This is a genomic window from Nonomuraea aurantiaca, assembly GCF_020215705.1.
Lineage (GTDB): Bacteria > Actinomycetota > Actinomycetes > Streptosporangiales > Streptosporangiaceae > Nonomuraea > Nonomuraea aurantiaca.
In genome coordinates, this window is sequence record NZ_JAIWNB010000003.1 from 273,146 (window position 1) to 297,093 (window position 23,948).

At 70.4% G+C, this 23,948-nt stretch carries 25 protein-coding genes; 10 read left to right on the plus strand and 15 right to left on the minus strand.

Features of this window, described 5'->3' with window-relative positions; all coding sequences use genetic code 11:
• Positions 1-11 precede the first annotated feature (11 nt).
• Complete coding sequence (locus LDL49_RS10760) at positions 12-863, minus strand: class I SAM-dependent methyltransferase (protein WP_225290823.1); 852 nt, start codon at positions 861-863, stop codon at positions 12-14.
• 47 nt (positions 864-910) lie between these two features.
• Between LDL49_RS10760 and LDL49_RS10765 the strand changes: the two genes are divergently transcribed.
• Positions 911-1,486 carry a helix-turn-helix domain-containing protein gene (locus LDL49_RS10765; RefSeq protein WP_225290824.1) on the plus strand — a complete coding sequence of 192 codons (576 nt, stop codon included), beginning with the start codon at positions 911-913 and terminating at the stop codon, positions 1,484-1,486.
• A gap of 12 nt (positions 1,487-1,498) precedes the next feature.
• On the opposite strand, the gene LDL49_RS10770 is transcribed toward LDL49_RS10765, so the two are convergent.
• The gene (locus LDL49_RS10770) at positions 1,499-2,233 is read right to left on the minus strand and encodes a GntR family transcriptional regulator (protein WP_225290825.1); all 735 of its coding nucleotides are present in this window, start codon (positions 2,231-2,233) and stop codon (positions 1,499-1,501) included.
• A gap of 221 nt (positions 2,234-2,454) precedes the next feature.
• Between LDL49_RS10770 and LDL49_RS10775 the strand changes: the two genes are divergently transcribed.
• The 4 genes from LDL49_RS10775 to LDL49_RS10790 all read left to right on the plus strand — a co-directional run bounded on the left by LDL49_RS10775 (position 2,455) and on the right by LDL49_RS10790 (position 5,349).
• Positions 2,455-2,835 carry a hypothetical protein gene (locus tag LDL49_RS10775; protein ID WP_225290826.1) on the plus strand — a complete coding sequence of 127 codons (381 nt, stop codon included), beginning with the start codon at positions 2,455-2,457 and terminating at the stop codon, positions 2,833-2,835.
• A complete protein-coding gene (locus tag LDL49_RS10780) occupies positions 2,832-3,848 on the plus strand; it encodes a hypothetical protein (protein ID WP_225290827.1) in 1,017 nt (338 codons plus the stop codon). The genes LDL49_RS10775 and LDL49_RS10780 overlap by 4 nt, the downstream gene beginning before the upstream one ends.
• A 114-nt stretch (positions 3,849-3,962) precedes the next feature.
• On the plus strand, positions 3,963-4,556 hold the full coding sequence (locus LDL49_RS10785) for a matrixin family metalloprotease (protein WP_225290828.1): 594 nt from the start codon (positions 3,963-3,965) through the stop codon (positions 4,554-4,556).
• 10 nt (positions 4,557-4,566) lie between these two features.
• Positions 4,567-5,349 carry a hypothetical protein gene (locus tag LDL49_RS10790; RefSeq protein ID WP_225290829.1) on the plus strand — a complete coding sequence of 261 codons (783 nt, stop codon included), beginning with the start codon at positions 4,567-4,569 and terminating at the stop codon, positions 5,347-5,349.
• Positions 5,350-5,411: 62 nt separating this feature from the next.
• Here the strand turns inward: LDL49_RS10790 and LDL49_RS10795 are convergent, their stop codons facing one another.
• The 4 genes from LDL49_RS10795 to LDL49_RS10810 form a co-directional block, all read right to left on the minus strand.
• Positions 5,412-6,584, minus strand: a complete 1,173-nt coding sequence (locus tag LDL49_RS10795; RefSeq protein WP_225290830.1) for an FAD-dependent monooxygenase — start codon at positions 6,582-6,584, stop codon at positions 5,412-5,414.
• Between the two features lie 96 nt (positions 6,585-6,680).
• A complete protein-coding gene (locus tag LDL49_RS10800) occupies positions 6,681-9,791 on the minus strand; it encodes an AfsR/SARP family transcriptional regulator (RefSeq protein WP_225290831.1) in 3,111 nt (1,036 codons plus the stop codon).
• A 137-nt stretch (positions 9,792-9,928) separates the two neighbouring features.
• Complete coding sequence (locus tag LDL49_RS10805; RefSeq protein WP_225290832.1) at positions 9,929-10,099, minus strand: alpha/beta hydrolase; 171 nt, start codon at positions 10,097-10,099, stop codon at positions 9,929-9,931.
• Positions 10,100-10,159: 60 nt separating this feature from the next.
• Positions 10,160-10,624: a MarR family winged helix-turn-helix transcriptional regulator gene (locus tag LDL49_RS10810; protein ID WP_225290833.1), complete on the minus strand. Its 465-nt coding sequence runs from the start codon at positions 10,622-10,624 to the stop codon at positions 10,160-10,162.
• Positions 10,625-10,679: 55 nt separating this feature from the next.
• On the opposite strand from LDL49_RS10810, the gene LDL49_RS10815 reads away from it, so the two are divergent.
• Positions 10,680-11,012: an antibiotic biosynthesis monooxygenase family protein gene (locus tag LDL49_RS10815; RefSeq protein ID WP_225290834.1), complete on the plus strand. Its 333-nt coding sequence runs from the start codon at positions 10,680-10,682 to the stop codon at positions 11,010-11,012.
• A gap of 5 nt (positions 11,013-11,017) precedes the next feature.
• Here the strand turns inward: LDL49_RS10815 and LDL49_RS10820 are convergent, their stop codons facing one another.
• The 3 genes from LDL49_RS10820 to LDL49_RS10835 form a co-directional block, all read right to left on the minus strand.
• Positions 11,018-11,221, minus strand: a complete 204-nt coding sequence (locus tag LDL49_RS10820; protein WP_225290835.1) for a GNAT family N-acetyltransferase — start codon at positions 11,219-11,221, stop codon at positions 11,018-11,020.
• Positions 11,222-11,451: 230 nt separating this feature from the next.
• Complete coding sequence (locus LDL49_RS10830; RefSeq protein WP_225290836.1) at positions 11,452-12,033, minus strand: dihydrofolate reductase family protein; 582 nt, start codon at positions 12,031-12,033, stop codon at positions 11,452-11,454.
• Positions 12,034-12,436: 403 nt separating this feature from the next.
• Positions 12,437-12,985: a CGNR zinc finger domain-containing protein gene (locus LDL49_RS10835; RefSeq protein WP_225290837.1), complete on the minus strand. Its 549-nt coding sequence runs from the start codon at positions 12,983-12,985 to the stop codon at positions 12,437-12,439.
• A 92-nt stretch (positions 12,986-13,077) separates the two neighbouring features.
• Between LDL49_RS10835 and LDL49_RS10840 the strand changes: the two genes are divergently transcribed.
• On the plus strand, positions 13,078-13,974 hold the full coding sequence (locus LDL49_RS10840) for a DMT family transporter (protein ID WP_225290838.1): 897 nt from the start codon (positions 13,078-13,080) through the stop codon (positions 13,972-13,974).
• Here the strand turns inward: LDL49_RS10840 and LDL49_RS10845 are convergent.
• The 5 genes from LDL49_RS10845 to LDL49_RS10865 all read right to left on the minus strand — a co-directional run bounded on the left by LDL49_RS10845 (position 13,914) and on the right by LDL49_RS10865 (position 17,336).
• Positions 13,914-14,303, minus strand: coding sequence for a Fur family transcriptional regulator (locus LDL49_RS10845; RefSeq protein ID WP_225291019.1), 390 nt, complete (start codon positions 14,301-14,303; stop codon positions 13,914-13,916). The two genes, LDL49_RS10840 and LDL49_RS10845, sit on opposite strands and share 61 nt — an antisense overlap.
• Entirely contained in the window at positions 14,303-15,178 is an 876-nt protein-coding gene (locus tag LDL49_RS10850; protein WP_225290839.1) for a metal ABC transporter permease, read from the minus strand. The genes LDL49_RS10845 and LDL49_RS10850 overlap by 1 nt, the downstream gene beginning before the upstream one ends.
• Positions 15,175-15,960 (minus strand): metal ABC transporter ATP-binding protein, encoded by a 786-nt coding sequence (locus tag LDL49_RS10855; protein ID WP_225290840.1) that lies wholly within the window; start codon positions 15,958-15,960, stop codon positions 15,175-15,177. Before LDL49_RS10855 ends, LDL49_RS10850 begins: the two co-directional genes overlap by 4 nt.
• 74 nt (positions 15,961-16,034) lie before the next feature.
• Positions 16,035-16,925 carry a metal ABC transporter substrate-binding protein gene (locus LDL49_RS10860; RefSeq protein ID WP_225291020.1) on the minus strand — a complete coding sequence of 297 codons (891 nt, stop codon included), beginning with the start codon at positions 16,923-16,925 and terminating at the stop codon, positions 16,035-16,037.
• A gap of 48 nt (positions 16,926-16,973) precedes the next feature.
• Complete coding sequence (locus LDL49_RS10865; protein ID WP_225290841.1) at positions 16,974-17,336, minus strand: DUF6703 family protein; 363 nt, start codon at positions 17,334-17,336, stop codon at positions 16,974-16,976.
• A 166-nt stretch (positions 17,337-17,502) separates the two neighbouring features.
• Between LDL49_RS10865 and LDL49_RS10870 the strand changes: the two genes are divergently transcribed.
• Both LDL49_RS10870 and LDL49_RS10875 read left to right on the plus strand, forming a co-directional pair.
• A complete protein-coding gene (locus LDL49_RS10870) occupies positions 17,503-17,790 on the plus strand; it encodes an antibiotic biosynthesis monooxygenase family protein (protein WP_214638288.1) in 288 nt (95 codons plus the stop codon).
• A 94-nt stretch (positions 17,791-17,884) separates the two neighbouring features.
• Positions 17,885-19,270, plus strand: coding sequence for a glycine--tRNA ligase (locus LDL49_RS10875; protein ID WP_225290842.1), 1,386 nt, complete (start codon positions 17,885-17,887; stop codon positions 19,268-19,270).
• 180 nt (positions 19,271-19,450) lie between these two features.
• On the opposite strand, the gene LDL49_RS10880 is transcribed toward LDL49_RS10875, so the two are convergent.
• A complete protein-coding gene (locus LDL49_RS10880) occupies positions 19,451-20,776 on the minus strand; it encodes a cytochrome b (RefSeq protein WP_225290843.1) in 1,326 nt (441 codons plus the stop codon).
• A 229-nt stretch (positions 20,777-21,005) separates the two neighbouring features.
• Between LDL49_RS10880 and ppdK the strand changes: the two genes are divergently transcribed.
• Positions 21,006-23,639, plus strand: coding sequence for a pyruvate, phosphate dikinase (gene ppdK, locus LDL49_RS10885; protein WP_225290844.1), 2,634 nt, complete (start codon positions 21,006-21,008; stop codon positions 23,637-23,639).
• The last annotated feature ends 309 nt before the right edge of the window (positions 23,640-23,948 follow it).

The window sequence follows — 23,948 nt, forward strand, 5'->3', positions numbered from 1 at the left end:
TCCGCGGAGGGTTATGGGTGTCGTGCCGCCCAGGCGGTCCTCGTGGTGCGGACGTGGAGGTCGCCCCGCCGCAGGAGGCCGTCGGGCCTTTCGTCGTCGAGAAGGGCGTCGAGCGCGGCCAGGTCGTCGGCGCTCAGCCGCCCCTCCAGGCCGGTTCGCACGCGTCGCAGGGACAGCTGGGCGTAGCGGCCGGTGGAGACGGGCAGCGGGGGCGTCAGGTCCACGGCGAAGACCCGTTCGGTCTCGACGGCGAACCCGGCCCGGGTCAGGAGTGAGCCCCAGTCGGCGCCCAGGTGCGGGAGCCGGGCGTTGTGCTCCTCGGCCAGCGCGGCGTGGCAGCGCGCTTCGAGTCCGGGACGGCCGATGCCGAGGTCGTCGGGCAGAAAGCGCGGGAAGGAGTCGAGCTCGACCGCCACCAGCAGCCCGCCGGGACGGAGTGCCGTGCGGACGTCGGTGAGCGTGCGGACGGGGTCCGCCATGTGGTGCAAGGACGACGCCGCCCACACCAGGTCGACGGGGCCGAGATCGGGCCACGCCGCGTCCAGATCCGCCTGAACGGTGTGGACACGGTGGGCCACGCCCCGTTCGTGGGCCTTGTTCCGGAGGTGGTGCAGATAGGGCGCGGACATGTCCAGCGCCGTCACGTCGGCCTTCTCGAAGCGCTCCAGTAGGGCGAACGTGCCGGTACCGGTCCCGCTGCCGACGTCGAGGAGGTGGCGGGGCTCCGGGTCGCCGGCGAGTTGGCGGCCCCAGGCGGTCACCTCGGACAGGTACGCGTGCAGCACCTCCCCGTCGAGATCCAGGAGTTCGGTCATCACGGCGTCGTCGGTTCCGGCCGCGGAGTGGTCATGGTGGGTTGCCATGCCTGGAGACTATGTCCGCCTTGCCTGTCTCGCATAAGGTCTTGCGTATGAAGCAAGACGGAGACCTCGACGGCTTGGTCCGCAGGCGGATCAGGGGGCTGCGTACGGCCCGCGGCTGGTCACTCGACGATCTGGCGGCCCGCTGCTACCTCAGCCCGTCCACCCTGAGCCGGATCGAGACGGGCCACCGGCGCATCAGCCTCGACCAGCTGACCGCGATCGCCCGCGCCCTGGAGACCACCCTCGACCACCTCGTGGAGTCGGTCACCGACGACGACGTGGTGATCAGGCCGCAGCGGGACGAGGCGCGGGGGATGACCATCTGGACGCTGAGCCGGGAGCCGGGGCCGCACGGCATGACCGTGGCCAAGATGCGCCTCACCAAGCCGCCCCCGCGGGACCCCGCCGAGCTGAAGGTCCATCCCGGCAGGGACTGGTTCACCGTTCTGTCGGGAGCCGTCGTCCTCCTGCTGGGGGAGCGGACCATCGTGGTCGAGGCCGGTCAGGCGGCGGAGTTCTCGACCATGGTCCCCCACGCCTTCGGCGCCCACGACGGCCCGGCCGAGATCCTGACCATCCTCGAGCACGACGGACAGCGCACCCATCTGCGCCCTTCGCCGTGACCGGGCGGCCCTTCAGGACAGGTAGAGCCCGGCGGACGTCTGCAGGGCGTCGAGCCGGCGGCTGGCCGCGGCCTGGACGTCCTCGACGTGGATCCGCGCCTGCCGCTCCGCGCCCTCACGGTCGCGGTTCGCCAGCGCTTCGACGATGCGCTGATGGCCCGCCACGCAGGTGACCACCTCGTCCGGGGTGAAGAGGACGGCCATGTTGTACGTGATGCCGAAGTCGCGGTTGCGCAGCCACTCGTCCAGCAGCCGGCCGTTGCCCGAGGCCCGCACGATGGCCTCGTGGAAATCGCGGTTCATCCGGCCCAGCTCGGCCCGTGGGCGCTGGATGAAGTCCTCCATCGGCCCGTCGTAGAACGCGGCGATCGTGTCCAGCTGCTCCTCGGACGCGCGTACGGCGGCCAGCCCGGTGGCCATCGCCTCAAGGGCGCACCGCACCTCGTAGATCTCGCGGATCTCGTCCGGCGTGTGCTCGCGCACCACCCAGCCCTGCCGCTCGCGGACGACCAGCCCCTGGTCGACCAGCCGCATCAGCGCGACGCGTACGGGAGTGCGGCTGCTGTTGAGCCGCGCCGCCACCTCGTCTTCCGGAAGCCGCTGGTTGGGCCGGTATCTGCCCTGGAGGATCGCGGCGCGTATGTGCTCGTACGCCTGGTCGCCGAGCGACTCCCCGCTACCCGCACGGGGCCTCCGGCGCTTGACCGCAGGCTCCTCCGTACGTGCCCTGCCGGGTCGTTCGGCCATCAGTCCTCCGGTCCGTCGCCTGTCATGGCGATTCTTCCAGTATGCGATGAGATCCAGAAATCCCGGCATGCGTGCCGGACGTCGTCACAGAACACCCGGGTGAACAGTCAGTAAACGCCGGATGTCGTAGACGCGATCGTAACGACAGAGAGACACATCGGACATATCCGACCATGAGCATGATCGCATGACGAGCCTGTCTTCGCGATTACCGGTGACCGATGGCCGAAGCCCCTCCTGACGGGCCGTCGCGGCCGCCCCTCGACATCGACCACGACCAGCTGAGGAAGCACGCGGCGCCCGCCTTCGACGACGCGTCCGCGGCAGTGCGTCGGGCCGTCGGGAAGGCCGCCGACGCGCTGGGGGCACTGGGCGGCTGGCCGGTGAACGAGCCGGCCGACAGGGCGTTCGTCGAGTGGTACAAGCCGAAGCGTGACGAGATGCTCGGCATGATCGAGGACTTCGCGGCCGTGTACGCGGACATCGCCGACGGCATCCTGACCATGCGCCGCAACGTGGCCGCCGTCGACTGGGGAATGGCCGAGGACATCAAGCTCGCGGACGTGCCGGTCTACACCTGGCCGGTGGAGGACACTCCGTGATCCCCATCAGGCCGATGCTGTCGCCGTCGGCCTTGGCCGGGGCCAGGGTCCTGTCGCCCGCCACCCTGATGACGACTCTGCTGCTGGCCTCCGCCGGGACGATGGTCGCCCTGCGCATCTATGCCGGCGTCACCGCGCCGGAGATCGACCCCGCGGAGCTGCGCAAGGCGGCCGCCGCCTTCCGCGAGCTGGCCGACGACCTGAACGGCCCGGAGCCGCCCGGGAACGGCCACACCGGCGGCGTCGCGGGCATGGCCGACAGCGCCGCCGCCTCGGTGTGGAACAACAACGGCGGCCAGGGAGTGGACGCCTTCGCCCGGCTCTACATCCTGCGGATCATGGGCTTCCCCGCCGCGTTCGCCAAGGACTGCCGCGTGCTCGCCGCCGGCTGCGACGCGTACGCCGACCTGGTGGAGGGAGTGCGCAAGCAGCTCGCCGAGCTGGACAAGGCGATCGTGCAGCTCCTGTGGCTGGTCTGCTTCCAGCCGTTCACGACCATGCTGTACGGCGTGGCGCAGGCGATGGCCGCCGCCCAGATGGCCCGGCTGGTGAAGCTGGCCCAGACGGTCAAGGCCGTCTTCGGCCTCAACGTCGGCCGGATCCTGCAGATCTGCCTGCCGAAGTACGTGCTGACCACGCTCAACTACGCCGCCATCGACGGCCCCGCCTACGCCGCCGGCTCGCTCACGCTGGACGCGGTGAGCGACGCCGCCCACGGCCGGCCGACGAGGTCGGCGGGCGAGAACGCCGGGGAGTTCGGCGGGATCGTCGCCGGGAACACCGGCTACATCCTCGGCTACGACGTGGCCAAGCTGGGCCTGCCCGGTCCCGCCACGCGGGGCGGCGAGCTGGTGGCGCGGCTGTTCGGCTCGGGGTTCGGCTACACGCCGGTCAAGAGCGCCGTAGACGGCGACGGCGAGCTCATGACGACGCCGCAGGAGTGGGCGAGCAAGCTGGAGGGACACGGCCTGCGGGCGCTCATCTTCCCGCCGGGCTGGAAGTTCGGCCGCTGATTCCCACCGCCATTCAGCCGGTGCCGTGCGGCGAAGGGGATGACCCGAATTTGATCCCCTCTTAAGCACCCGGCAGGATATCCGGACGTCCTTTACCCTCAATTTACGGATCCCATGTCATACCGAAAGCTTCTGCCAGCGATCATCCTCGCGGCCGCGGTCACCACCACCACCGCGTCTCCGGCCAGCGCCAACGGCTTCGGCAGCGCCAACGGCTGCTGCCCCTTCGCCGACAACGGCAAGCACTGGTACAACTACGCGTCCCTGGAGACCCGTACCAGGACCGCCGTGAAAGCCGCTCTGCTCAACCTGGACTCCCAGACCGACATGACCGTGGCCCACGACACCACCGCGGACCCGAGCACCGACGTCGAGTCCTTCGACCAGTACTACGTCGACCACTGGGGCCTCGACTGGGACGGCTCCAGCACGGGCTACAACCTGTTCGCCTACTCGAAGTGCGTCAAGACCATCGCTCCGGCCGACAGCAGCCAGCCATGGCGTTGCGACCAGTACGAGGTCCGCTACGATCTGGCCGACATCGACTGGATGACCGCGACCCAGCGGCAGGCCCTGGCGTGTCACGAGGTCGGGCACACGGTCGGGCTCGACCACTCCACCGAGTCGACGTCGTGCCTGAAGACCGGCTCGCACAAGATCATCAAATACAGCGCCCACGATGTCGCCCACATCAACGGCCGCTACTAGGAGACCGGCGATGCGAAACCTCAAACTCCTCACGGCCGTCGCCGCCTGCGCCACGGCCGTGCTCACCGGATGCGCACCGCAGGCTGCGCAGCAGGCCGGCCGGCAGCCGCAGCGCTCGTTCTGGTCCCAGCTCCACACGGACGCGGGTGGGACGGGCCAGTACCTCTTCGACTCCCTGGAGGACATCACCCCCGGCGCCCGGCCGTCCGGCGCGTTCCGCCCGGCCGCCGCGCTGGTCGAGGGCACGGTCGTCGGCGTGGAGCCGGGCATCGCGTACGCCTCGGACGACGACTCGCTGACGCCGCGGGTCGTGCCCTACGAGAGCCAGGAGGCCGCGATCCGCTGGGCCAGCGTCGTGGTCAAGGTGGACAAGGTCCTCGCCGGCAAGCTCGGCCGCGCGTACACCGGGGGACAGATCCGGCTCCGGGTCGAGCAGCCCACCGGCACGACGCTCGACGGCCTGCGCCAGTCGATCGGCACGGCGGGCCGCGGCCTGTTCTACGTGGACAACGCCCTGGACCGGGTCAAGCGGCGGGCCGCGTCGCCGCAGGCGCAGGCGTACCAGGCGTCCGTGCACCTCCCGATCGGCCAGGGGGTGTTCGTCGAGGAGAAGCCGGGGGCGGCGCTCGTCGCCCCCCTCGCGGACGAGGACCGTGCCGCCCAGCTCCTGGGTACCGACGGCCGGCAGGCGCAGCTCAGGTCCACCGGGGACTCCCCGCTGGCGCAGCTCCGCGGCCGGGCCCAGGAGTCGGCCTGCGAGAAGGGCACGGCGACGGACAAGGCCGCCTGCTGACGGACGCCACGGCTGAGAGGCCCCGACGGGGCCCTCAGCCGTGCTCTCACCGCCGCGCCCGCTCACCCGGCCAGGTCGCGGACCAGCGACGGGTAGTCCTTCAGGGTGATGTCCTCGGCGAAGTCGTCCGCCATCTTCATCATGAGCTTGAGCGTGAAGCTCGCCTTGAACATCCAGTTGCGCATCCGGATCCGCCCCTTCGACGGAGGCGCCAGCCACGGACCGGCGTTACCCTTCTCCGAGACCTTGGCGTACTCGCGGAAGCCCTCCTCATAGCGCCGGAACGCCACCCGGTGGTCGCCGTCGGCCACCGCCAGCTCACCCGCCAGCACGTACGCCCCCACCAGCGCCAGCCCTGACCCGAACCCGCCCAGCGTGTTGGCGTAGGCCGCGTCGCCCAGCAGCGCCACCCGCCCCTGGGAGTAGCGGTCGATCTTCACCCGGCTGATCGAGTCGAGGTAGAAGTCGCCGGTGCGGCGCACCGCGTCGAGGATCTCGGGCGTCCGCCACCCCATCCCGGCGTAGGCGTCGAGGACGACCCGCTTCATCGCCTCGGTGTCGTAGCGGTCGTAGTCGAGGCGCGGGGAGGCGAAGACGAAGAAGGCCGACGCCTTGGGACCGCCGGCGGCGACCATCCTGCCCGGCTCGTTGTACATCTGCGCGTCCGTGCCGAACCGCTCGGGCACCTCGGCCAGGGCGTAGTAGTGGCCGAGGAACTCGACGTAATCCGACTCGGGGCCGAAGGCCAGGCGCCGGACGTTCGAGTGGATGCCGTCGGCCCCGATCACCAGGTCGAACGTGCGGGGCGCGGAGCGCTCGAAGGTGGCGTGCACCCCGCCGGGAGTCTCGGTCAGCGAGGTGATCGAGTCGCCGAAGACGTACTCGCAGCCGGCTTCGACACTCCTGTCGTAGAGCAGGCGTGCCAGGTCGCCGTGGTGGATCTCCAGCTCGCCGCCGCTGAACTCGCCGGGCATCACCGCGAGCGTCCGGCCGTGCCTGTCGACCAAGGCCTGGTCGGTGCCGCCGGTCTGCAGGCGGCGCACGTCGTCCAGGATGCCCATGCGGCGCAGGACCGTCATGTGGACGTCGCCCTTGAAGTCGACGGCCTGGCCGCCGGGGCGCAGACGGGGGGCCTTCTCGACGATCGTGACGCGAAAGCCGTAGCGGGCGAGCCAGTAGCCGAGGGCGGGGCCGCCGACGCTGGCACCGGAGATGAGGACGTTGGTGTTCTGCATGTCCACGACTCTCGCGGGGTGCGCTGACACCCTGGGGACAACCGGCTGACAGTATGCCCCGTCAGCCGTCGAGGACTGACAGCGCCTTGTCGCCCCTCAGCCGCCGATGAGGGTGGACAGCGCCTTGTCGCCGCTCAGCGCGGCGCCCTTGGCGAAGTGGGCGGCGAACACGTCCGCGCCCAGCCGCTCGGTCGCCGCCGCGGCGACCATGGTGACGTCCCGATCACCCGCGACGGTCGTGCCGCGCAGCGCCACCCCCACGCCCAGCAGGTACGCCGCCCGCTCAGCCGCCCCGTCGAGCAGCGCCAGCCCCGCGTGGCCCTCGGCGATCTCGGCCGCGTCCGTCGGCACCACCGTGCGCGCCAGTTCCAGCGCCTTCCCGTGTCTGCGCCTGGCCTCAGTGAGATCTCCCTCGGCCGCGGCCAGCCGGCCGAGCGCGGTGTAGGCGAATGGCCTCATGCCCTCGGTCGCGTACGAGCCGGGAACGGCGGCGTCCAGTACGGCGGTGTAGCGGGCCCGCGCCTCATCGTGCCGGCCCGAGAAGCGCGCGAGGTCGCCCCACGCCATGTTCAGCAACGGCAGCCCGCGCGACATGCCCGTCCGGCGGGCCAGCTCGGTGGCGCGTTCGAGATCGGCGCGGGCCCCGTCCAGGTCGCCTTCCCGCATCAGCCCCGCCGCCCTGCGGCACAGCACGTCCACCAGCTCGTCCGCCGCGCCGAGCTGGCCGTTCAGGTCCATGGCCTGGCCCCAGAGCCGCCTGGCGGCCGCCCAGTCGCCGCGCCGGCTCGCGATCATCGCCAGCCATTCGAAGCTCTGCGCCATCCCCCAGCGCTCGCCGACGGCGCGGAAGCGGGTCAGCGTCTCCTCCAGCTGCCGCTCACCCTCGGCCACCTGGCCGATGTGCAGGTGGATCAGCCCCTCTCCCAGCATGGACACGGCCCGGCTCCACGGGTCGGAGCCGAGCAGCCGCCCGCGGTGCCGGGTGGTCACCGTGTCGGCCGGGCCCGCCGTCATGCCCCACAGCACGGCCAGGAACGGGTGCCGCAGCTCGCCGTCCAGCGTCGTCATCATGATGTCAACGGCCCGCGCCCACCACTCGGGGGACACCTCCGGTACGGCCTGCAGCACGCACATGACGTACTCCTCCTCCAGCCCCGCGACCGGCTCGCCACCCATCAGATGCAGCAGCCGCATCGCGGACGAGGCGATCTGTTCGCGCCGCCCGCTCAGCCACGAGTACACCGACAGGGCCGCGACCAGCCGCGACGCCGTCTCCGGATCGTCCTCGACGGTGTGCCGGAGCGCGGCCCGCAGGTTGTCGTACTCGGCGGAGAGGCGGGCCAGCCAGTCGAGCTGTTCGGCCCGCCGCAGCCACGGGTCGGCCCGCCGGGCCAGATCGAGGAACCAGGCGGCGTGCGCGTCACGGGTGCGCCGCTGCTCGCCCGCCTCGGCCAGCCGCTCGGCGCAGAACAGGCGGATCGTGTCCAGCATCCTGTAGCGCCCGCCGTCGGCCTCGATGAGCGACTTGTCGACCAGGTCGGCCAGCACGTCGCCGTCACCGCAGACGGACTCGGCCGCCTCCAGCGACGCTCCCCCCGCGAACACCGAGAACCGCCTGGCCACCTCCTGCTCCTGCGGGGTGAGCAGGCTCCAGCTCCACTCGACCACCGCGTGGAGGGTGCGGTGCCTGGCCGCCGCCGTACGGTCGCCGCGGGAGAGCAGCTTGAAGCGGCCGTGCTCGTTCAGCCGGTCGGCGATCTCCGCCGGGGTGAACGTACGCAGCCGCGCCGCCGCCAGCTCGATGGCCAGCGGCAGGCCGTCCAGCGTGGCGCAGATCCCGGCGCAGACCTCCATGACCTCGGACATGGCCTCCGGACGGGCCGCGAACCCGGGCCGGACGGCGGCGGCCCGCTCGGCGAACAGCCGTACGGCCGGGTAGGAGAGGGCCTCGGCGGGATCGGTGCCCGGCGGCGGCACGGCGAGCGGCGGGAGGGGGACCAGCATCTCGCCGGTGAGCCCGAGCGGCTCCCGGCTGGTCGCCATGATCGCGACGCCGGGGCAGGCGTCCAGCAGCCGCCGGACCAGCTCGGCGGCGGCGGCCACCACGTGCTCGCAGTTGTCGAGCACGAGCAGCGACGGCTGGTCGGCGAGGGCGGCGACGAGGCGCTCGACCGGGTCGGGACGCTCCAGCGCGGGCACCTGCAACCCGGTCTCGCGCAGCCCGAGCGCGCCCAGCACGGCCGGAGCCACCTGAGTCCCGTCGTCGACCGACGACAGATCGGCGAACCCCGCCTCCCGGCCCGGACCCGCCCGGTGGACGGCCTCGACGGCGAGCCGCGTCTTGCCCGTGCCCCCGGGGCCGACGATGGTGATCAGCCGGGCGTCACCGAGCGCCGCGATCCTGGCCAGCTCCTCCTCCCGGCCGATGAGCCGGTTGAGCGGGACGGGCACCCGCCGCCGGGGAGCCTGCTCCCGCTGCTCCTCGCCCCGCAGGATCGCCAGGTGCAGGCTCGCCAGCTCCGGAGCCGGGTCGGCCCCCAGCTCGTCGGCCAGCAGCCGCCGTACCTCGTCGTAGACCGCCAACGCGGCCGCCTGCTGCCCGGAGGCGTGCAGCGCCCGCATGAGCTGACCGCGCGGCCGCTCGCGCAGCGGATGGGCCGCCACCAGCTCGCGCAGCTCGGCGATCGAGGTCCCGCCGGGCAGGGCCAGCTCGGCCTCCGCCAGATCCTCCCTGGCCGTGAGCCGCGCCTCCTCCAGCCGCGCCGCCTGCGGCGGGGCGAACGGCGCGTCGCCCACGTCGGCCAGCGCGGGCCCACGCCACAGGGCCAGCGCCTCCCTCAGCACCCGGGCGGCCGGCTCGTGCTGCCCCGCGGCCAGCAGCCGCCGCCCGTCCCGGGCCAGCCGCTCGAACCGGTGCGCGTCGATGTCCTCCGGCTCCACCGCCAGCCGGTAACCGGCGCCATGGAACTCCACCAGCCCGGCCGGCAGGTTCCGGCGCAGCCGGGAGACGTGGGCCTGGATGGCGTTGGCCGCCCCGGCGGGCGGGTCGTCGCCGTACTGACCGTCGATGAGCCGCTCCACGCTGACCAGCCGCCCGGGGTCGAGCAGCAGCAACACGAGCAGCGCCCGAGGGCGCGGCCCACCCACGGCGACCGCCTCACCGGCGGCCGTCCGCACCTCAAGCGACCCAAGGATCCCGAACTGCACGGCACCGATTCTGTCCCATTCGCCGGGCATGTTCTCGCGCAGATCCACATCGCGGCCCTCATGGGCGCCAGACGGCCGGCTCAGCTCAGCTCGTCGAACTCGCCGACCAAAAAGGCATCACCTCGCGTACCGCCCTCTCAGGTCGCGCTACGCCGGGCAGCTGGTGTCAGCCGCCGGCAGGACACCGTCGACACCCGATGCAACACCAGCCGGCCGAAATACGGCGTGATCGGGTCGCCGGCGTTGGCGACCATGAGCACCGGGATGTCGTTGTGGATCGTCGTGGGCGGCGCCGCTTGCTGGATCAACTCGCGCCCGCCTTCGATCCGGACGCCGTACGGCTGGTCTCGGAGCTGACGGCACGGTGCCTACGAGGCGGGCTTGGTCCGGCCCGGCGGACGCCGAACGCACAGGTTCCGTGCGCAGGTGGTGAGCAGGGCGGCCAGCTGTTCCACCTCGCCGGGCGGAAGATCGGTGATCATGCGTTCCTCCACGTCGAGCACAACGCCGTGGGCCTGGTCGAGCAGGGATTGACCCGCATCGGTGAGGGTGACCGGCAGGGCTCGGCCTGTGGTCGGCTGGGTGGCGACGGAGACCAGTCCGGCCCGGGTGAGCCCGGCGAGTACGTCCCGCAAGGACTGCCGGGTGACAAAGGTGCGCCGGGCCAGTTCGGCGGCCGGGGCACCGGGCGCGTCGGCCAGTGCCCGTAGCACCGCGTACTGGGACATGGACAGGCCCAGCTCGCGCAGGCGCTCCTCACACGCGCCGCGGAACGCCTGGCTCACCTGCTTGACCAGATAGCCGACGCGCTGACGGACATCCATTTGACTCATGACAGGAACCTTACACATAATCCACCTTGTAAGGATCCTGTCATAAGGAGAAGCCATGCCCGCGACCACCACCATCACCGTCGACGCTCCGGTGGCGACCCTGATCAATGTCTTCACCGTCCAGGCCGACCGTCAGCGCGAGCTCGTCGACGTGCTGGTCACCGCCACCGAGGAGGTCATGCAGCACATGCCCGGATTCGTCGCCGCCAACATCCACGCCAGCGACGACGGCACCAGGGTGATCAACTACGCCCAGTGGGAGACCGCGGACGCCTTCAAAGCCATGCTCGACACCCCGGCCGCTCAGGTGCACATGCGCCAGGCCGCCGCCCTGGCAGACGGATTCGACCCGCACCTGTACGCCGTCGCCTCAGTGCACCACCGCTGAGCACGTCACCGCTGCAGGGCGAGCTGGAGTGTCACCCTCTGATGCGTCGGTATGTAACCGAGCGCGTCATTGATGGCGCGCATCGGGCGGTTGCTGTCGATCGTGTCGGTCAGCAGGCCATCGAGGTACGGGTAGCGCTCGCGGGCCTGCCGGATGGCCTCGGCCTTCATCCAGCGGGCCAGGCTGTGCCCGCGATGTTCAGGCAGCACGCCGGTGCTGTAATGCTGGGCATCGCCCGTGTACCGGCAGGAGGGCCTCTCCCGGCGAGCCGGGCTCTGCTTCCGCGATGACGGAGCGCCGGCCCTCGTCGCGGGCCGCGGCCGGCGCGGCCGTCAGCAGGAGAGAACCAACCCCGGCGCGCTGTTCGGCCGGGTGGACGTGGAGATCGAGGCGATGCTCGGGTTCCCAGGCTTCCGGCCGCTCACCGCGGCCCAGCAGCTCAGCCGGTCGTGGCGTAGCGCAGCAGGACGTTGCCGGAGCCGTCGAGGCCGCGGACCTCCGCGAGCGTGAGCCCTTCGACCGGCTGAGTGAAGATCGGCGTCCCCTCGCCGAGCGCCTTCGCCCCGACGATCAGGTGCAGCTCGTCGACGAGCCCGGCGCGGAGCAGGGCGTTCCAGGTGACCCGGCTGCCGAAGGTGACGATGTCGCCGCTGGTACGTTGCTTGAGCTCCTTGACCCACCCCTCGGCGTCGGCACGCTTGACCACGGTCGTCTGGCCCGCCCACGGCGCGATGTCCTCGTCCGTGAGCGAGTCGGAGACGACGCTGACCTCGATCCGCTTATAGATCGCGCCGAACTGCTGGTGCACCGTGGACGCCTCAGGGTTGTCCGCTTGGCCGGGCCAGAACCCCATGAACATCCGGTACGAGTCGGCGCCGAGCAGCAGCGAGTCGGCGGCCTGGATCCGCTCCAGGTTGTAGGCGTCGAACGCGGCGTCCATCGGCAGCACGAGCGGGTTGCCGTCCCCCGCCGCGTAGAAGCCGTCAAGAGACATGATGTTGCAGACAACGAGCTTGGCCATGTCAGCCACTCCGTTTCCTCCGTAGATCAGCCTGTTGCGCCTACCATGTCCGGGCGGCGCGTCGGCCGACAGATGCAAATGTCACCAGGCCCACGATGTCCTTCGCTAGAACTCCAAGCGAGGTCAAGCCTGTTGCGGGAACCAGCAACACCCCTGTTCTCGGGATCGCGAGCGAACCGTCACAGCGACCGTGCGCGCTCTCATGGACCGGTACGGGGCACGCAGCCGTTTCCAGCTCGCGCTAGGAGGCACTGACATCAGCGGGCGGCCGGAGCACATCAGCATCCGGCCGACAAGTCATACGTTGTCAGAGACCTGGCGCGGGGGCCGGCAGGCCACCGCCCGGGGTTCGGGGCGGAGCCCCGATGGGCACAGGCCGAGCGTCAGCGAGGACCACGCTTTGTCAGGCCCGCCGCCGAGCCCGATAGGCGGCCACGTGCATCCGGTTTCCACACGTACGGCTGTCGCAGTAGACCCGGGATCGGTTGCGTGACTCGTCCACGAACACCCGGTCGCAATCAGGTGCCGAACACGTGCGCAGCCGCTCCCACTCCCCTTCCACCAGCAGGTGCGCCAGCGCCACTCCGCAGTCCGCCGCCAGGTGCTCGGAAAGCGTCGCGTCCGGGGCGAAGTAGTGCATGTGCAGCGGATGCCCGTCGTGCTCCGTCAGCCGGGGAGTGATGCGGGTCTCCGACAGGAGCGCGTTGAGCAGGCGGACGGCCGTCGGCTGGTCCGGAGCGGTGAAGACGCGGTGGAACGCCTCCCGCACCAGCCGCACTTGCCCCAGGTCGCGGGCCGTGAGCGCGCCGATGCCGCTGACCTCTCGCGACTCGACGAATGCGTGCAGGTCGTCCGGCTCGGTCAGGCCGTCGTCTCCGCCGGTCGACGGGGACGTGTTGACCAGCTCTACAACCGTGGCCAGCGAATGCACCATGTCATGGCCAAACGGCATGTTGACTCCTGTCGACGACCGGCTCTAGCGTGGACGCAGCGTATCTCGCTCCAAGGACCTCGGGGGTTTCCGTGGGTGCACATCGTCGTATCGTGCTGATCGCGATCGCGGGTGCGCTGATCATCTCCACCTCCGCGCCGCTGGTCCGGTTGTCGGGGGTCTCGCCGGCGACCTCGGCGTTCTTCCGGTGCGCGTACGCGCTGCCGCCCATGCTGGTGCTGGCCTGGCTCGAACGGCGCAGGCTGGGGCCTCTCCCGGCCCGCAGCCGAAACCTGGCGTGGCTGGCGGGCGTGCTGTTCGCGTTCGACCTGCTGTTCTGGCACCACGCTATCAAGTATGTGGGCGCGGGCCTGGCGACCGTCCTGGGCAATCTGCAGGTCTTCATCGTGGCCTTCGCGGCGTGGGCGCTGTTCCGTGAGCGGCCGTCGAACCGGCTGATGCTGGCCACCCCGGTGGTGTTCGCCGGGGTGGTGCTGATCTCCGGGGTGTTCGACAGCGCGGCTTATGGGGCGAACCCGGTGCTCGGGGTGGTGACGGGCGTGGCCACCTCGATCTCGTACGCGGCGTTCCTGCTGGTGCTGAAGGGCGGCTCGGAGCGTACGGTCGGGCCGTTGACGCACGCCACCGCCGTGGCCACGGTCGCGATGGCCGCGCTGAGCCCGGTGTTCGGAGGCGCCGACTTCGTCCCGAGTTGGCCGGCGCACGGCTGGCTGCTGCTGCTCGCGCTCGGGCCGCAGGTGGCCGGCTGGACGCTGATCGCGTACTCGCTGCCCAGGCAGCCCGCCGCGCTCACCGCGCTGCTCCTGCTCGTCCAGCCGATGACGACGGTCGCGCTGTCGGCCGTGCTGCTCGGCGAGCACCCGTCGCCGCTCCAGCTCGCCGGGTGCGGGGTGATCGTCTTGGGCGTCCTGTACGGCTCTCGGCGCGCTCAGCCCGCCCGCACCGAGGCCGAGCAGCCGGAGCAGGTGCCGAACACCTCGACCGTGTGAGTGATCTCGGTGAAGCCGTGCTCGGAGCCGACCGTCTCCGCCCAGCGTTCGACGGCGGGACCGGCCACCTCGACGGTCCGGCCGCAGCGGCGGCACACCAGGTGGTGATGGTGGTCGCCACTGGCGCACGCGCGGTAGACGGACTCGCCGTCGTCGGTGCGCAGCACGTCGACGAGACCGCCGTCGGCCAGCGCCTGGAGCGCCCGGTAGACCGTGGTCAGGCCGATCTTGGCGCCGTGGGCGCGCATCTCGGCGTAGACGTCCTGGGCGCTGCGGAAGCCCTCGCTCTGGCGGAGGGTGTCGTGCACGGCGTCACGTCTGGTGGACATCATCGTATGACCTCCTCGACGCGCATGCTGGAACGCTCGCTCACTGTGGACTCCTGGGGTCTGCCTCGCCGTACGAACTTACCGACACCGAGGGCCAGGACGAAGCCGCAGAGGGCAAGAAGCACGATCGCGGCGCCCGGCGGCACCCTGGCGGACAGCGTCGAGGCGAGCAGCCCGCCCACCGCCGCGACGACGCCGAACAGCATGGCCAGCGTCATCGTCGAGCGGAACCCCCTGGTCAGCTGCTGACCGGTCGCCACCGGGATCACCATCAGGGCGCTGACCAGCAGCAATCCGACCACGCGCATGGCGATGACGACGGTCAGCGCGGCCGTGACGGCGATCAGCAGGCTGAGGAAGCGCACCGGCAGGCCGCTGGCCCTGGCCATCTCCTCGTCCTGGCAGAGCACGAACAGCTCCCTGCCGAAGATCACGACCACCGCGATCACCGCGACGGCCAGCGCGCCGATGATCCAGATGTCCTCGGTGGTGACGCTGGCGATGGCGCCGAACAGGTACGAGTTCAGCTTGGCGTTGCTGCCGCCCGGCGCGATGCCCATGAGCATGACGCCGCCCGCGATGCCGCCGTAGAACAGCAGCGCCAGCGCCACGTCGCCGCTGGTGCGCCCGCGCGCCCTGACCAGCTCGATGGCGACGGCGCCGATGACGGCCACGGCCACGGCGGTGAGCACGGGCGCGGTGCCCGTCAGGAAGCCCAGCGCGACGCCGGTCAGCGCCACGTGCCCGATGCCGTCACCGAGCAGCGCGAGCCTGCGCTGGACGATGAAGGTGCCGACGGCGGGCGCGCAGAGCCCCACCAGCAGCGCCGCGATCAGTGCCAGCTGGAAGAACTGCTTGCCCAACAGCTCGATCATGGCTCTCCCCGCCATCCGGAAAGCGGTCCCGCGGTCGCCTCGGCGGCGTGCGGGTGCACGTGCTCGTGTCCCGGCCGCGCGCAGTCGCCCTCGGGCCGTGGTGGTCTGCCGTCGTGCGCGATCCGGCCCTCCCGGACCACCACGCCGCGGGTGATGAGCGGCTCGAGCGGGCCGAGCTCGTGGGCGACGAGCACGATGGTCTTGCCGTTCAGCACCAGCGTGGCCAGCGTATCGGCGAGCAACTGCTGAGTGTCGGCATCGACACCCGCGGTGGGCTCGTCCATGACGTACGTGTCGGGTTCGCCGGCCAGCGCGCGGGCGATGAGCACCCGCTGCTGCTGGCCGCCGGACAACGACTGCACCGGGTCGCCCGCCCGGTCCGCCAGCCCGACGGCCTCGAGCGCGCTCGCCGCCGCCGCCTTGTCCGCGGGGCTGGTACGGCGCAGCCGGCTCTGCCTGGCCACGCGGCCGGAGGTCACGACCTCGCGGACCGTGGCGGGCACCCCGCCGCCGACGGCCAGGCGCTGCGGCACGTAGCCGATGCGCCACCACTCGCGGAATTTCGCGGGCGGCGAGCCGTACAGCAGGGTCTGGCCGCCCGAAAGCGGAGTGAGGCCCAGCAGGGCGCGCACCAGCGTGGACTTGCCGGAGCCGTTGGCGCCCATGAGGGCCACGACCTCGCCGGGGCGGACCGTGAGGTCGATGCCGCGCAGGATGTCGCGCCGGTCCAGGCTCACCCGGCCGCCGGTCATGGCGAAGGCGGTCTCGCCCGTGCCGCTCATATCGCACATCCCAATGTGCCGCTCATGTTGCGCACCCCAATGTGCCGCTCATCTCGTACACCCCAACGCGCCGGTCATGCCGTACACCCCAATGCGGACTGCAAGGTCTTCAGGTTGTCGCGCATTCCCGACAGGTAGTCGCCCGACGGCTTGCTCTCCAGCGGGTCGAGCACCGCCGTCCGCGCGCCGACCTCCTTGGCGAGCACCTCGGAGACCTTGGGGCTGACCAGGGCCTCGGTGAAGATCGTGGTCACCTTCTCGTCCTTGGCCAGCTTGGCGACCTCGGCGATGCGGGCGGGGGAGGGCTCGGTCTCCGGGTCCAGGGTGATGCCGATCTGCTTGAGGTGATAGCGGTCGGCCAGGTAGCCGAAGGCCTCATGAGCGGTGACCAGCGTCTTGGTCGCGCAGGTGGTCAGGCCCTTGGCGTACTCCTGGTCGAGGGTCCCCAGAGCGCCCGCCGTCTTGACCGCGCGGTCCCGGTAGCCCTGGGCGTGCGCCGGGTCGGCGGCGGCCAGCCGCTCGCCGAGCCTGGCGGCGACGGTGGCCAGGCGAGAGGGGTCCAGCCAGAGGTGCGGGTCGTAGCCGATGTCGTGGCCCTCCGCGTGCTCGCCGGCGGGCAGCGTCTTGACGGCGGTCGCGGCGTCGAAGCTCTTGTCCTCGGCGACCGCGTCGTCCACGGCGGGCTGGACGCCCTTGATGTAGACGGTCAGGGTCGCGTCCTCGAGCTGGGCCACCTGATGCGCGCCCAGCTCCAGGTCGTGCGGTTCGACGCCGGGGGCGGTCAGGACGGACACGCTCACGTCTGGGCCGCCGACCTGCTCGGTGAGCCACTGGAGCGGGTAGAAGGCGGCGATCACGGCGGGCTTGTCGGACCCCGCCGTCTCCGCGGCGCCGGAGTTGGAGCACGCGGCGGCCGTCAGGGCGGTCGCGAGGATGGCAGCACCGATTCGGGGCGTTCGGGACATCACGCCCCCGATTATGGGGAAAATGAAAATGATTGTCAAAATCTACGGCTAAAACACTCCGAAGCGGTCGGCCGCGAGGACCAGCAGGAAGGCCAGCATCACGACCCGCAGCAGCCGCCCGCCGACCCCCAGCGACGGCCAGGACAGGTACGCCAGCCAGCCCACGAACCCCAGCGCCGGCAGCACCGCCACGCCACCCGGCCAGCTGTCCACGGCGAACCCGGTCAGCAGCAGCACCACCAGCACGGCGGGCGCCGCCCACTTGGGCACCTGCGTGAACAGGAACGTCATCGGGGTCGCGCTGCGCTCCTCGACCGACTTGCGCAGGCCGGTCGCGCCGGGGGTGAAGAACCGCTCGCCGGCGGGGAGCGGCCGCCGGGGATTCCCGCGGCGGTTGTCATTGGTGGCCACGGCCCGAGCCTAGCCCCGTCCCCATCGGCCGGCAGGTGGGGTGGTCACCGCACGGGAGCCGGCCTGCGGGTGGGGCGGTCGGAGCGCCCGAATCGGTCATCGGGTGCGGGCAGGTCAGGGGCTGGAATCGCCCAGCGGTGCGTAATCGTCTGACATCCTGGTGTGCGTGCTCGCCGTCATCCGTTACACCGTCCCAGAGTCCCAGTCCCAAGACTTCGTCAAGCAAGGCCATGTCATCCTCCAGACGCTGGCCGACCAGCCCGGATTCCTGCGCGGCCGGTTGGCCCGCTCGGTCGATGAGCCCAACCTGTGGGCGCTGGTCAGTGAGTGGGAGGGCGCCGGGTTCTACCGCAGGGCCCTGTCCGCGGCGCGGATGGCGATGTATCCCCTGATGATCCTCATGGTCAACGAACCAAGCGCGTTCGAGGACGTCTACCTTCAAGACGGCGAGTAGAAATACTCGCGCGCGAGGGCTCTTGAGCGTCCCCTAAGCTGGGAGCTCACCCATTCCCTTCGCCGACCTCCAGCCGGAAAGAGACGCAACCAAAATGGCACGACGCACAGACGTCATGGACACGATCGTCAGCCTCGCCAAGCGCCGCGGGCTCGTTTACCCGTCGAGCGAGATCTACGGCGGACTGCGCGCGTCGTGGGACTACGGTCCCCTGGGCGTCGAGCTGAAGAACAACGTCAAGCGGCAGTGGTGGCTGTCGATGGTCCAGTCGCGCGACGACGTGGTGGGCCTCGACTCCTGCGTCATCCTGGCCCGCGAGGTCTGGCAGGCCAGCGGCCACGTGGAGACCTTCACCGACCCGCTGACCGAGTGCCAGTCGTGCCACAAGCGCTACCGCGCCGACCACCTCCTCGAAGCGTACGAGGAGAAGAACGGCAAGGCGCCCGCGAACGGCCTGGCCGACATCACCTGCCCCAACTGCGGCAACAAGGGTGCCTTCACCGACCCGAAGCAGTTCAGCGGCCTGCTCAAGACCTACCTCGGCCCGGTCGAGGACGAGTCGGGTCTGGCCTACCTGCGCCCGGAGACGGCGCAGGGCATCTTCATCAACTACCTCAACGTGCAGCAGTCGGCGCGCAAGAAGATCCCGTTCGGCATCGGCCAGGTCGGCAAGTCCTTCCGCAACGAGATCACGCCGGGCAACTTCATCTTCCGCACCCGCGAGTTCGAGCAGATGGAGATGGAGTTCTTCGTCAAGCCGGGCAGCGACGAGGAGTGGCACCAATACTGGATCGACGAGCGCTTCCGCTGGTACTCCGATCTGGGCATCAACAAGGACAACCTCCGGCTCTACGAGCACCCCAAGGAGAAGCTGTCCCACTACAGCAAGCGCACGGTCGACGTCGAATACCGCTTCAACTTCGCCGGCGGCGAGTGGGGTGAGCTCGAGGGCATCGCCAACCGCACCGACTTCGACCTGACCGCCCACTCCAAGGCCTCGGGCGTCGACCTGAGCTTCTTCGAGCAGGACACGGGCGAGCGCTATGTGCCCTACGTCATCGAGCCGGCGGCGGGTGTCGACCGGGCCACGCTGACGTTCCTGCTGGACGCCTATACCGAGGACGAGGCGCCCAACGCCAAGGGGGTCATGGAGAAGCGCACGGTCATGCGGCTCGACCACCGCCTCGCCCCGGTCAAGGCTGCGGTGCTGCCGCTGTCGCGCAACGCCGACCTGTCGCCGAAGGCCCGCGACCTGGCCGCGCAGCTGCGCCGGCGGTGGAACGTCGAGTTCGACGACGCGGGCGCGATCGGCCGCCGCTACCGGCGCCAGGACGAGATCGGCACGCCGTTCTGCATCACGGTCGACTTCGACACGCTGGAGGACCAGGCGGTCACGATCCGCGAGCGCGACTCGATGGCCCAGCAGCGCATCTCGCTCGACGCCGTCGACTCCTACCTCCGCCAGCACCTGAACGACTAGTTTTCTTTTACGGCCGGCAGTGGCCGGCCCCACCCGCCATACGTGGCCGGGCTCCGTCCAGGGGCACGCTCCTGCGGTTTACGGGGCCGGCCGCCGTGACGTGCGCATTGTTGACCCCGTTCGCGGTCTTTCCTGGACCGTGGGCGGGGTCGATGCCGTGGGAGCAGGTGGGCAGGAGCATCAGCGGCGGGGGCGGCTTCGGCATACCGCCAGGGTGATGGCGTACGCGATCGGGGGCAGGACGAAGACCGCGGCGCGCAGGCCGTACACGATCCAGAGGTAGGTCTCGTGCGGTGCCGCGAGGAGCGGCATCGGCGCCTTCGGGTCCGGCGGGAGCTCCGAGACCCACGTCCCGGCCCACAGCACCGTGAAGAACGTGATCACCGCCACGCCGAGCGCCGTGCGGACGGGCGCGTGCGAGGGGCGGTCGAGGAGGTTGTGGACGCGGCGGTCCCCGGTGAAGCGGCGCTCCAGGAACGGATAGAAGAGCAGGACCGTGAAGAAGGCGGCCAGGACCAGCATCGGGATCCAGAGGCCGACCTGCAGGACGAAGCCGCCGACGGTGATCTCCCAGGGCGGCGTCAGGCGTAACGCGCCTTCCAGGACACCGGAATACCAGAACGGCTGGGCCGAGGGCGGCCAGCCGCCGGGCCGGTACGCCCCGTGCTCCCACACCGGGTTGACCCGGACGAAGGTGGCCAGCAGCGTGATGACGGCCATCGTGAACAGCGTGGTGGCGCCGTTCTTGACGGCGAAGTAGGGGAAGAACGGGCCGCCCGTGACCCGCGTCTCGTCCGACGCCGGGGTGCGGTGCTCGGTGTGCTTCTGCCGCCAGGTCAGGACGATCCCGTGCAGCGGCACGAGCGCCAGCAGGATGCCCGGCACCAGCAGCACGTGCGTCACGAACAGGCGCGGGATGACCTGGCCGGGGAAGCCGCCGTCGAAGACGAACGCCGACAGGTAGCCGCCGACGAGCGGGATCGACAGCAGCAGGCCCTGAGCCTCCCGCAGGCCGCTCATGGCGAGCTGGTCGGCGGGCAGTGAGACGCCCAGGAACGACTCGAAGAGCACCAGCCCGAACAGCAGCACGCCGGTCATCCAGCTCAGCTCCCGCGGCTTGCGGAAGGCCGCGGTGAAGAAGACGCGGAACAGGTGGGCCACGATCGACAGCACGAAGATCGTCGCCGCCCAGTGGTGCATCTGGCGCACCAGCAGGCCGCCCCTGATGTCCAGGCTGAGCTCGCGTACCGAGGCGAAGGCCACGTCGGGGTTGGGCTTGTAGAAGAAGACCAGGAACGTGCCCGTCAGCACGAGCAGGACGAACGAGTACAGGGCGAACTCGCCGAGCAGGAACGACCAGTGGCTCGGGAAGAGCTTGCGCAGGTTCGGGCCGAGCCAGCCGGCCAGGCCGAGGCGCTCGTCCAGGTAGCGCGCGGAGCCCTGCGCGGCCTTGGCCGATCCGGCGACCAGGCGGGCGGAACGCTGGGGCTTGGTAGGAGCGGCCATCGGGCGCCTCCTGCTAGGGGTGCTCCTGATTGTGAACCTTACCTCTGGATCTTTCAAGAATTGGTTTATACCAATTGGTATAAACCAATTCTTGGTCAACCAGAACATAAATTGGATTAGACCGGTGATAGGCCCTTCACCAGCAGAAACGTTGACTTAACCGATGAGTGCAGTTTCATCATGATTATCGCCGGTAGAGTCCGAACCAGAGGCGTTGATTGGAGCTGTGGTGGCCAAGTACGTTTACGACTTCACCGAGGGCAACAAGGATCTCAAGGATCTACTCGGCGGCAAGGGAGCAAACCTCGCCGAAATGACCAATCTCGGACTGCCCGTCCCTCCCGGGTTCACGATCACGTCCGAGGCATGCCGCCACTACCTGGCCGAGGGCGCGGTCCCCGACGGCCTGGAACGGGAGGTGGCCGAGCACCTGAGCGCGATGGAGAAGCGGATGGGCAAGACGCTCGGCCAGGCCGACGACCCGCTGCTCGTCAGCGTCCGCTCCGGCGCGAAGTTCTCGATGCCCGGCATGATGGAGACCGTCCTCAACATCGGGCTGAACGACGAGTCCGTGCACGGCCTGGCCAAGCAGGCCGGCGGCAACGACCGCTTCGCCTGGGACTCCTACCGCAGGCTCATCCAGATGTTCGGCAAGACCGTGCTCGACATCGACGGCGAGCTGTTCGAGCACGCCCTCGAATCGCTGAAGGGCGACCGGCAGGACACCGACCTCGGGGCGGCCGAGCTGCAGGGCCTGGTCGAGACGTTCAAGGGCATCGTGCGCGACCAGACGGGCAAGGACTTCCCCGCCGACCCGCGCGAGCAGATGCGCCTGGCCGTCATGGCCGTCTTCGACTCCTGGAACGCCCCGCGCGCCATCCTCTACCGCCGCCAGGAGCGCATCCCCGCCGATCTCGGCACCGCGGTCAACATCGTGGCCATGGTCTTCGGCAACGTCGGCAACGACTCGGGCACCGGCGTCGCCTTCACCCGCGACCCCGGCTCCGGCCAGCGGGGCATCTACGGCGACTACCTGCAGAACGCCCAGGGCGAGGACGTCGTCGCCGGCATCCGCAACACGATCCCGCTCCAGGAGCTGGAACGCCTCGACAAGAGCTCGTACGACGAGCTCCTGCAGATCATGGAGACGCTGGAGAACCACTACCGCGACCTGTGCGACATCGAGTTCACGATCGAGCGCGGCAAGCTCTGGATGCTCCAGACCAGGGTCGGCAAGCGCACCGCGGGAGCCGCGTTCTGCATCGCCACCCAGCTCGTCGACCAGGGCCTCATCACGCTCGACGAGGCCGTCACGCGGGTGACGGGCGACCAGCTGGCCCAGCTGATGTTCCCGCGCTTCGACTCGGGCGCCGAGAAGAAGAAGATCGCCAAGGGCATGAACGCCTCGCCGGGCGCCGCCGTCGGCAAGGCCGTGTTCTCCTCCGAGCGCGCCGTCGAGCTGGCCGGCCAGGGCGAGGACGTCATCCTGGTGCGCCGCGAGACCAACCCGGACGACCTGTCCGGGATGATCGCCGCGCGCGGCATCCTGACCAGCCGCGGTGGCAAGACCTCGCACGCCGCCGTGGTCGCCCGCGGCATGGGCAAGACCTGCGTCTGCGGGGCTGAGGAGCTGGAGGTGTCGATCGGCGAGCGCAGGTTCACCGCGCCGGGCGACGTCGTGGTCAACGAGGGTGACCTGATCTCCATCGACGGCACGAGCGGCGAGATCTTCCTCGGCGAGGTGCCCGTGGTGGACTCGGCCGTGGTCGAGTACTTCGAGGGCAGGGAGCCCGACGACGACCTGGTCCGGGCCGTGGACCGGATCATGCGGCGGGCCGACGAGGTACGCCGGCTGGGTGTGCGGGCCAACGCCGACACCCCGGACGACGCGGCCAGGGCGCGCCGCTTCGGCGGCGAGGGGATCGGGCTGTGCCGTACGGAGCACATGTTCCTGGGCGAGCGCAGGCAGCTCGTCGAGGACCTGGTGCTGGCCGCGGGCGACGAGGAGCGCCAGGCGGCGCTGGACGCGCTGGAGCCCCTCCAGAAAGCCGACTTCATCGGGATATTTCAGGCTATGGAGGGGCAGCCGGTCACGGTCCGGCTCATCGACCCGCCGTTGCACGAGTTCCTGCCGGACCTCACCGACCTGTCGGTCAAGGTGGCCACCGGGGACGCCACGGACAAGGACCGCAAGCTGCTGGGCGCCGTCAAGAGGCTGCACGAGCAGAACCCCATGCTCGGGCTGCGCGGTGTGCGGCTCGGCCTGGTCATCCCCGGCCTGTTCGCCATGCAGGTACGCGCCATCGCCCAGGCGGCCAAGGAGGTGCCGGGGTCCAAACCGGAGATCATGATCCCGCTCGTGGCCGCCGTACAGGAGCTGGAGGCCGTCCGCGAGGAGGCCGCCGGGATCCTCGCGGACCTCGGCGTCGAGGCCCTGATCGGCACCATGATCGAGACGCCCAGGGCGGCGCTCACCGCCGGCCAGGTCGCCGAAGCGGCCCAGTTCTTCTCCTTCGGCACCAACGACCTGACCCAGATGACCTGGGGCTTCTCGCGAGACGACGTCGAGGCCGCGTTCTTCTCCCGCTACCTGGAGCTCGGCATGTTCGGGGTCTCGCCGTTCGAGACCCTCGACCGTGACGGCGTCGGCCGCCTGGTCACGATCGCCGTCGAGGAGGGCCGCGCGGCCCGCCCCGACCTCAAGCTCGGTATCTGCGGCGAGCACGGTGGCGATCCCGACTCGGTGCACTTCTGCCACCAGGCCGGGCTCGACTACGTCTCCTGCTCACCGTTCCGCATCCCGGTCGCCCGCCTGGAGGCCGGCCGCGCGGCCTTCGCCGAATGCGACTCCGACACCCGGTAGGCAGCCGAACTCCACACGACCGTCTCGATCCCTGTGACGGTCCGTTGTGGCGGGTGTCCCTTGGGTGGGCTACCCCCTTCGGGAGAGGGGATCGCGACAGTCCGTCGTGGCTGGTGTCCCTTAGAGGGTGGGTCCTGGTGTTCATGCAGTGCGTCGGCTCAGTGTGGTGGGGTGACGTGGCCGGCTGGTCCGCCCGGGAGACGGCGGACGCGCTCGCCGCCGCCTTGGCCGTGCTCGTGCATGAGGACCTACGGGTCACCATGCCGTCGGACCCGCACTGCTACCAGGGCAAGGCGGCGCTGCGACCGC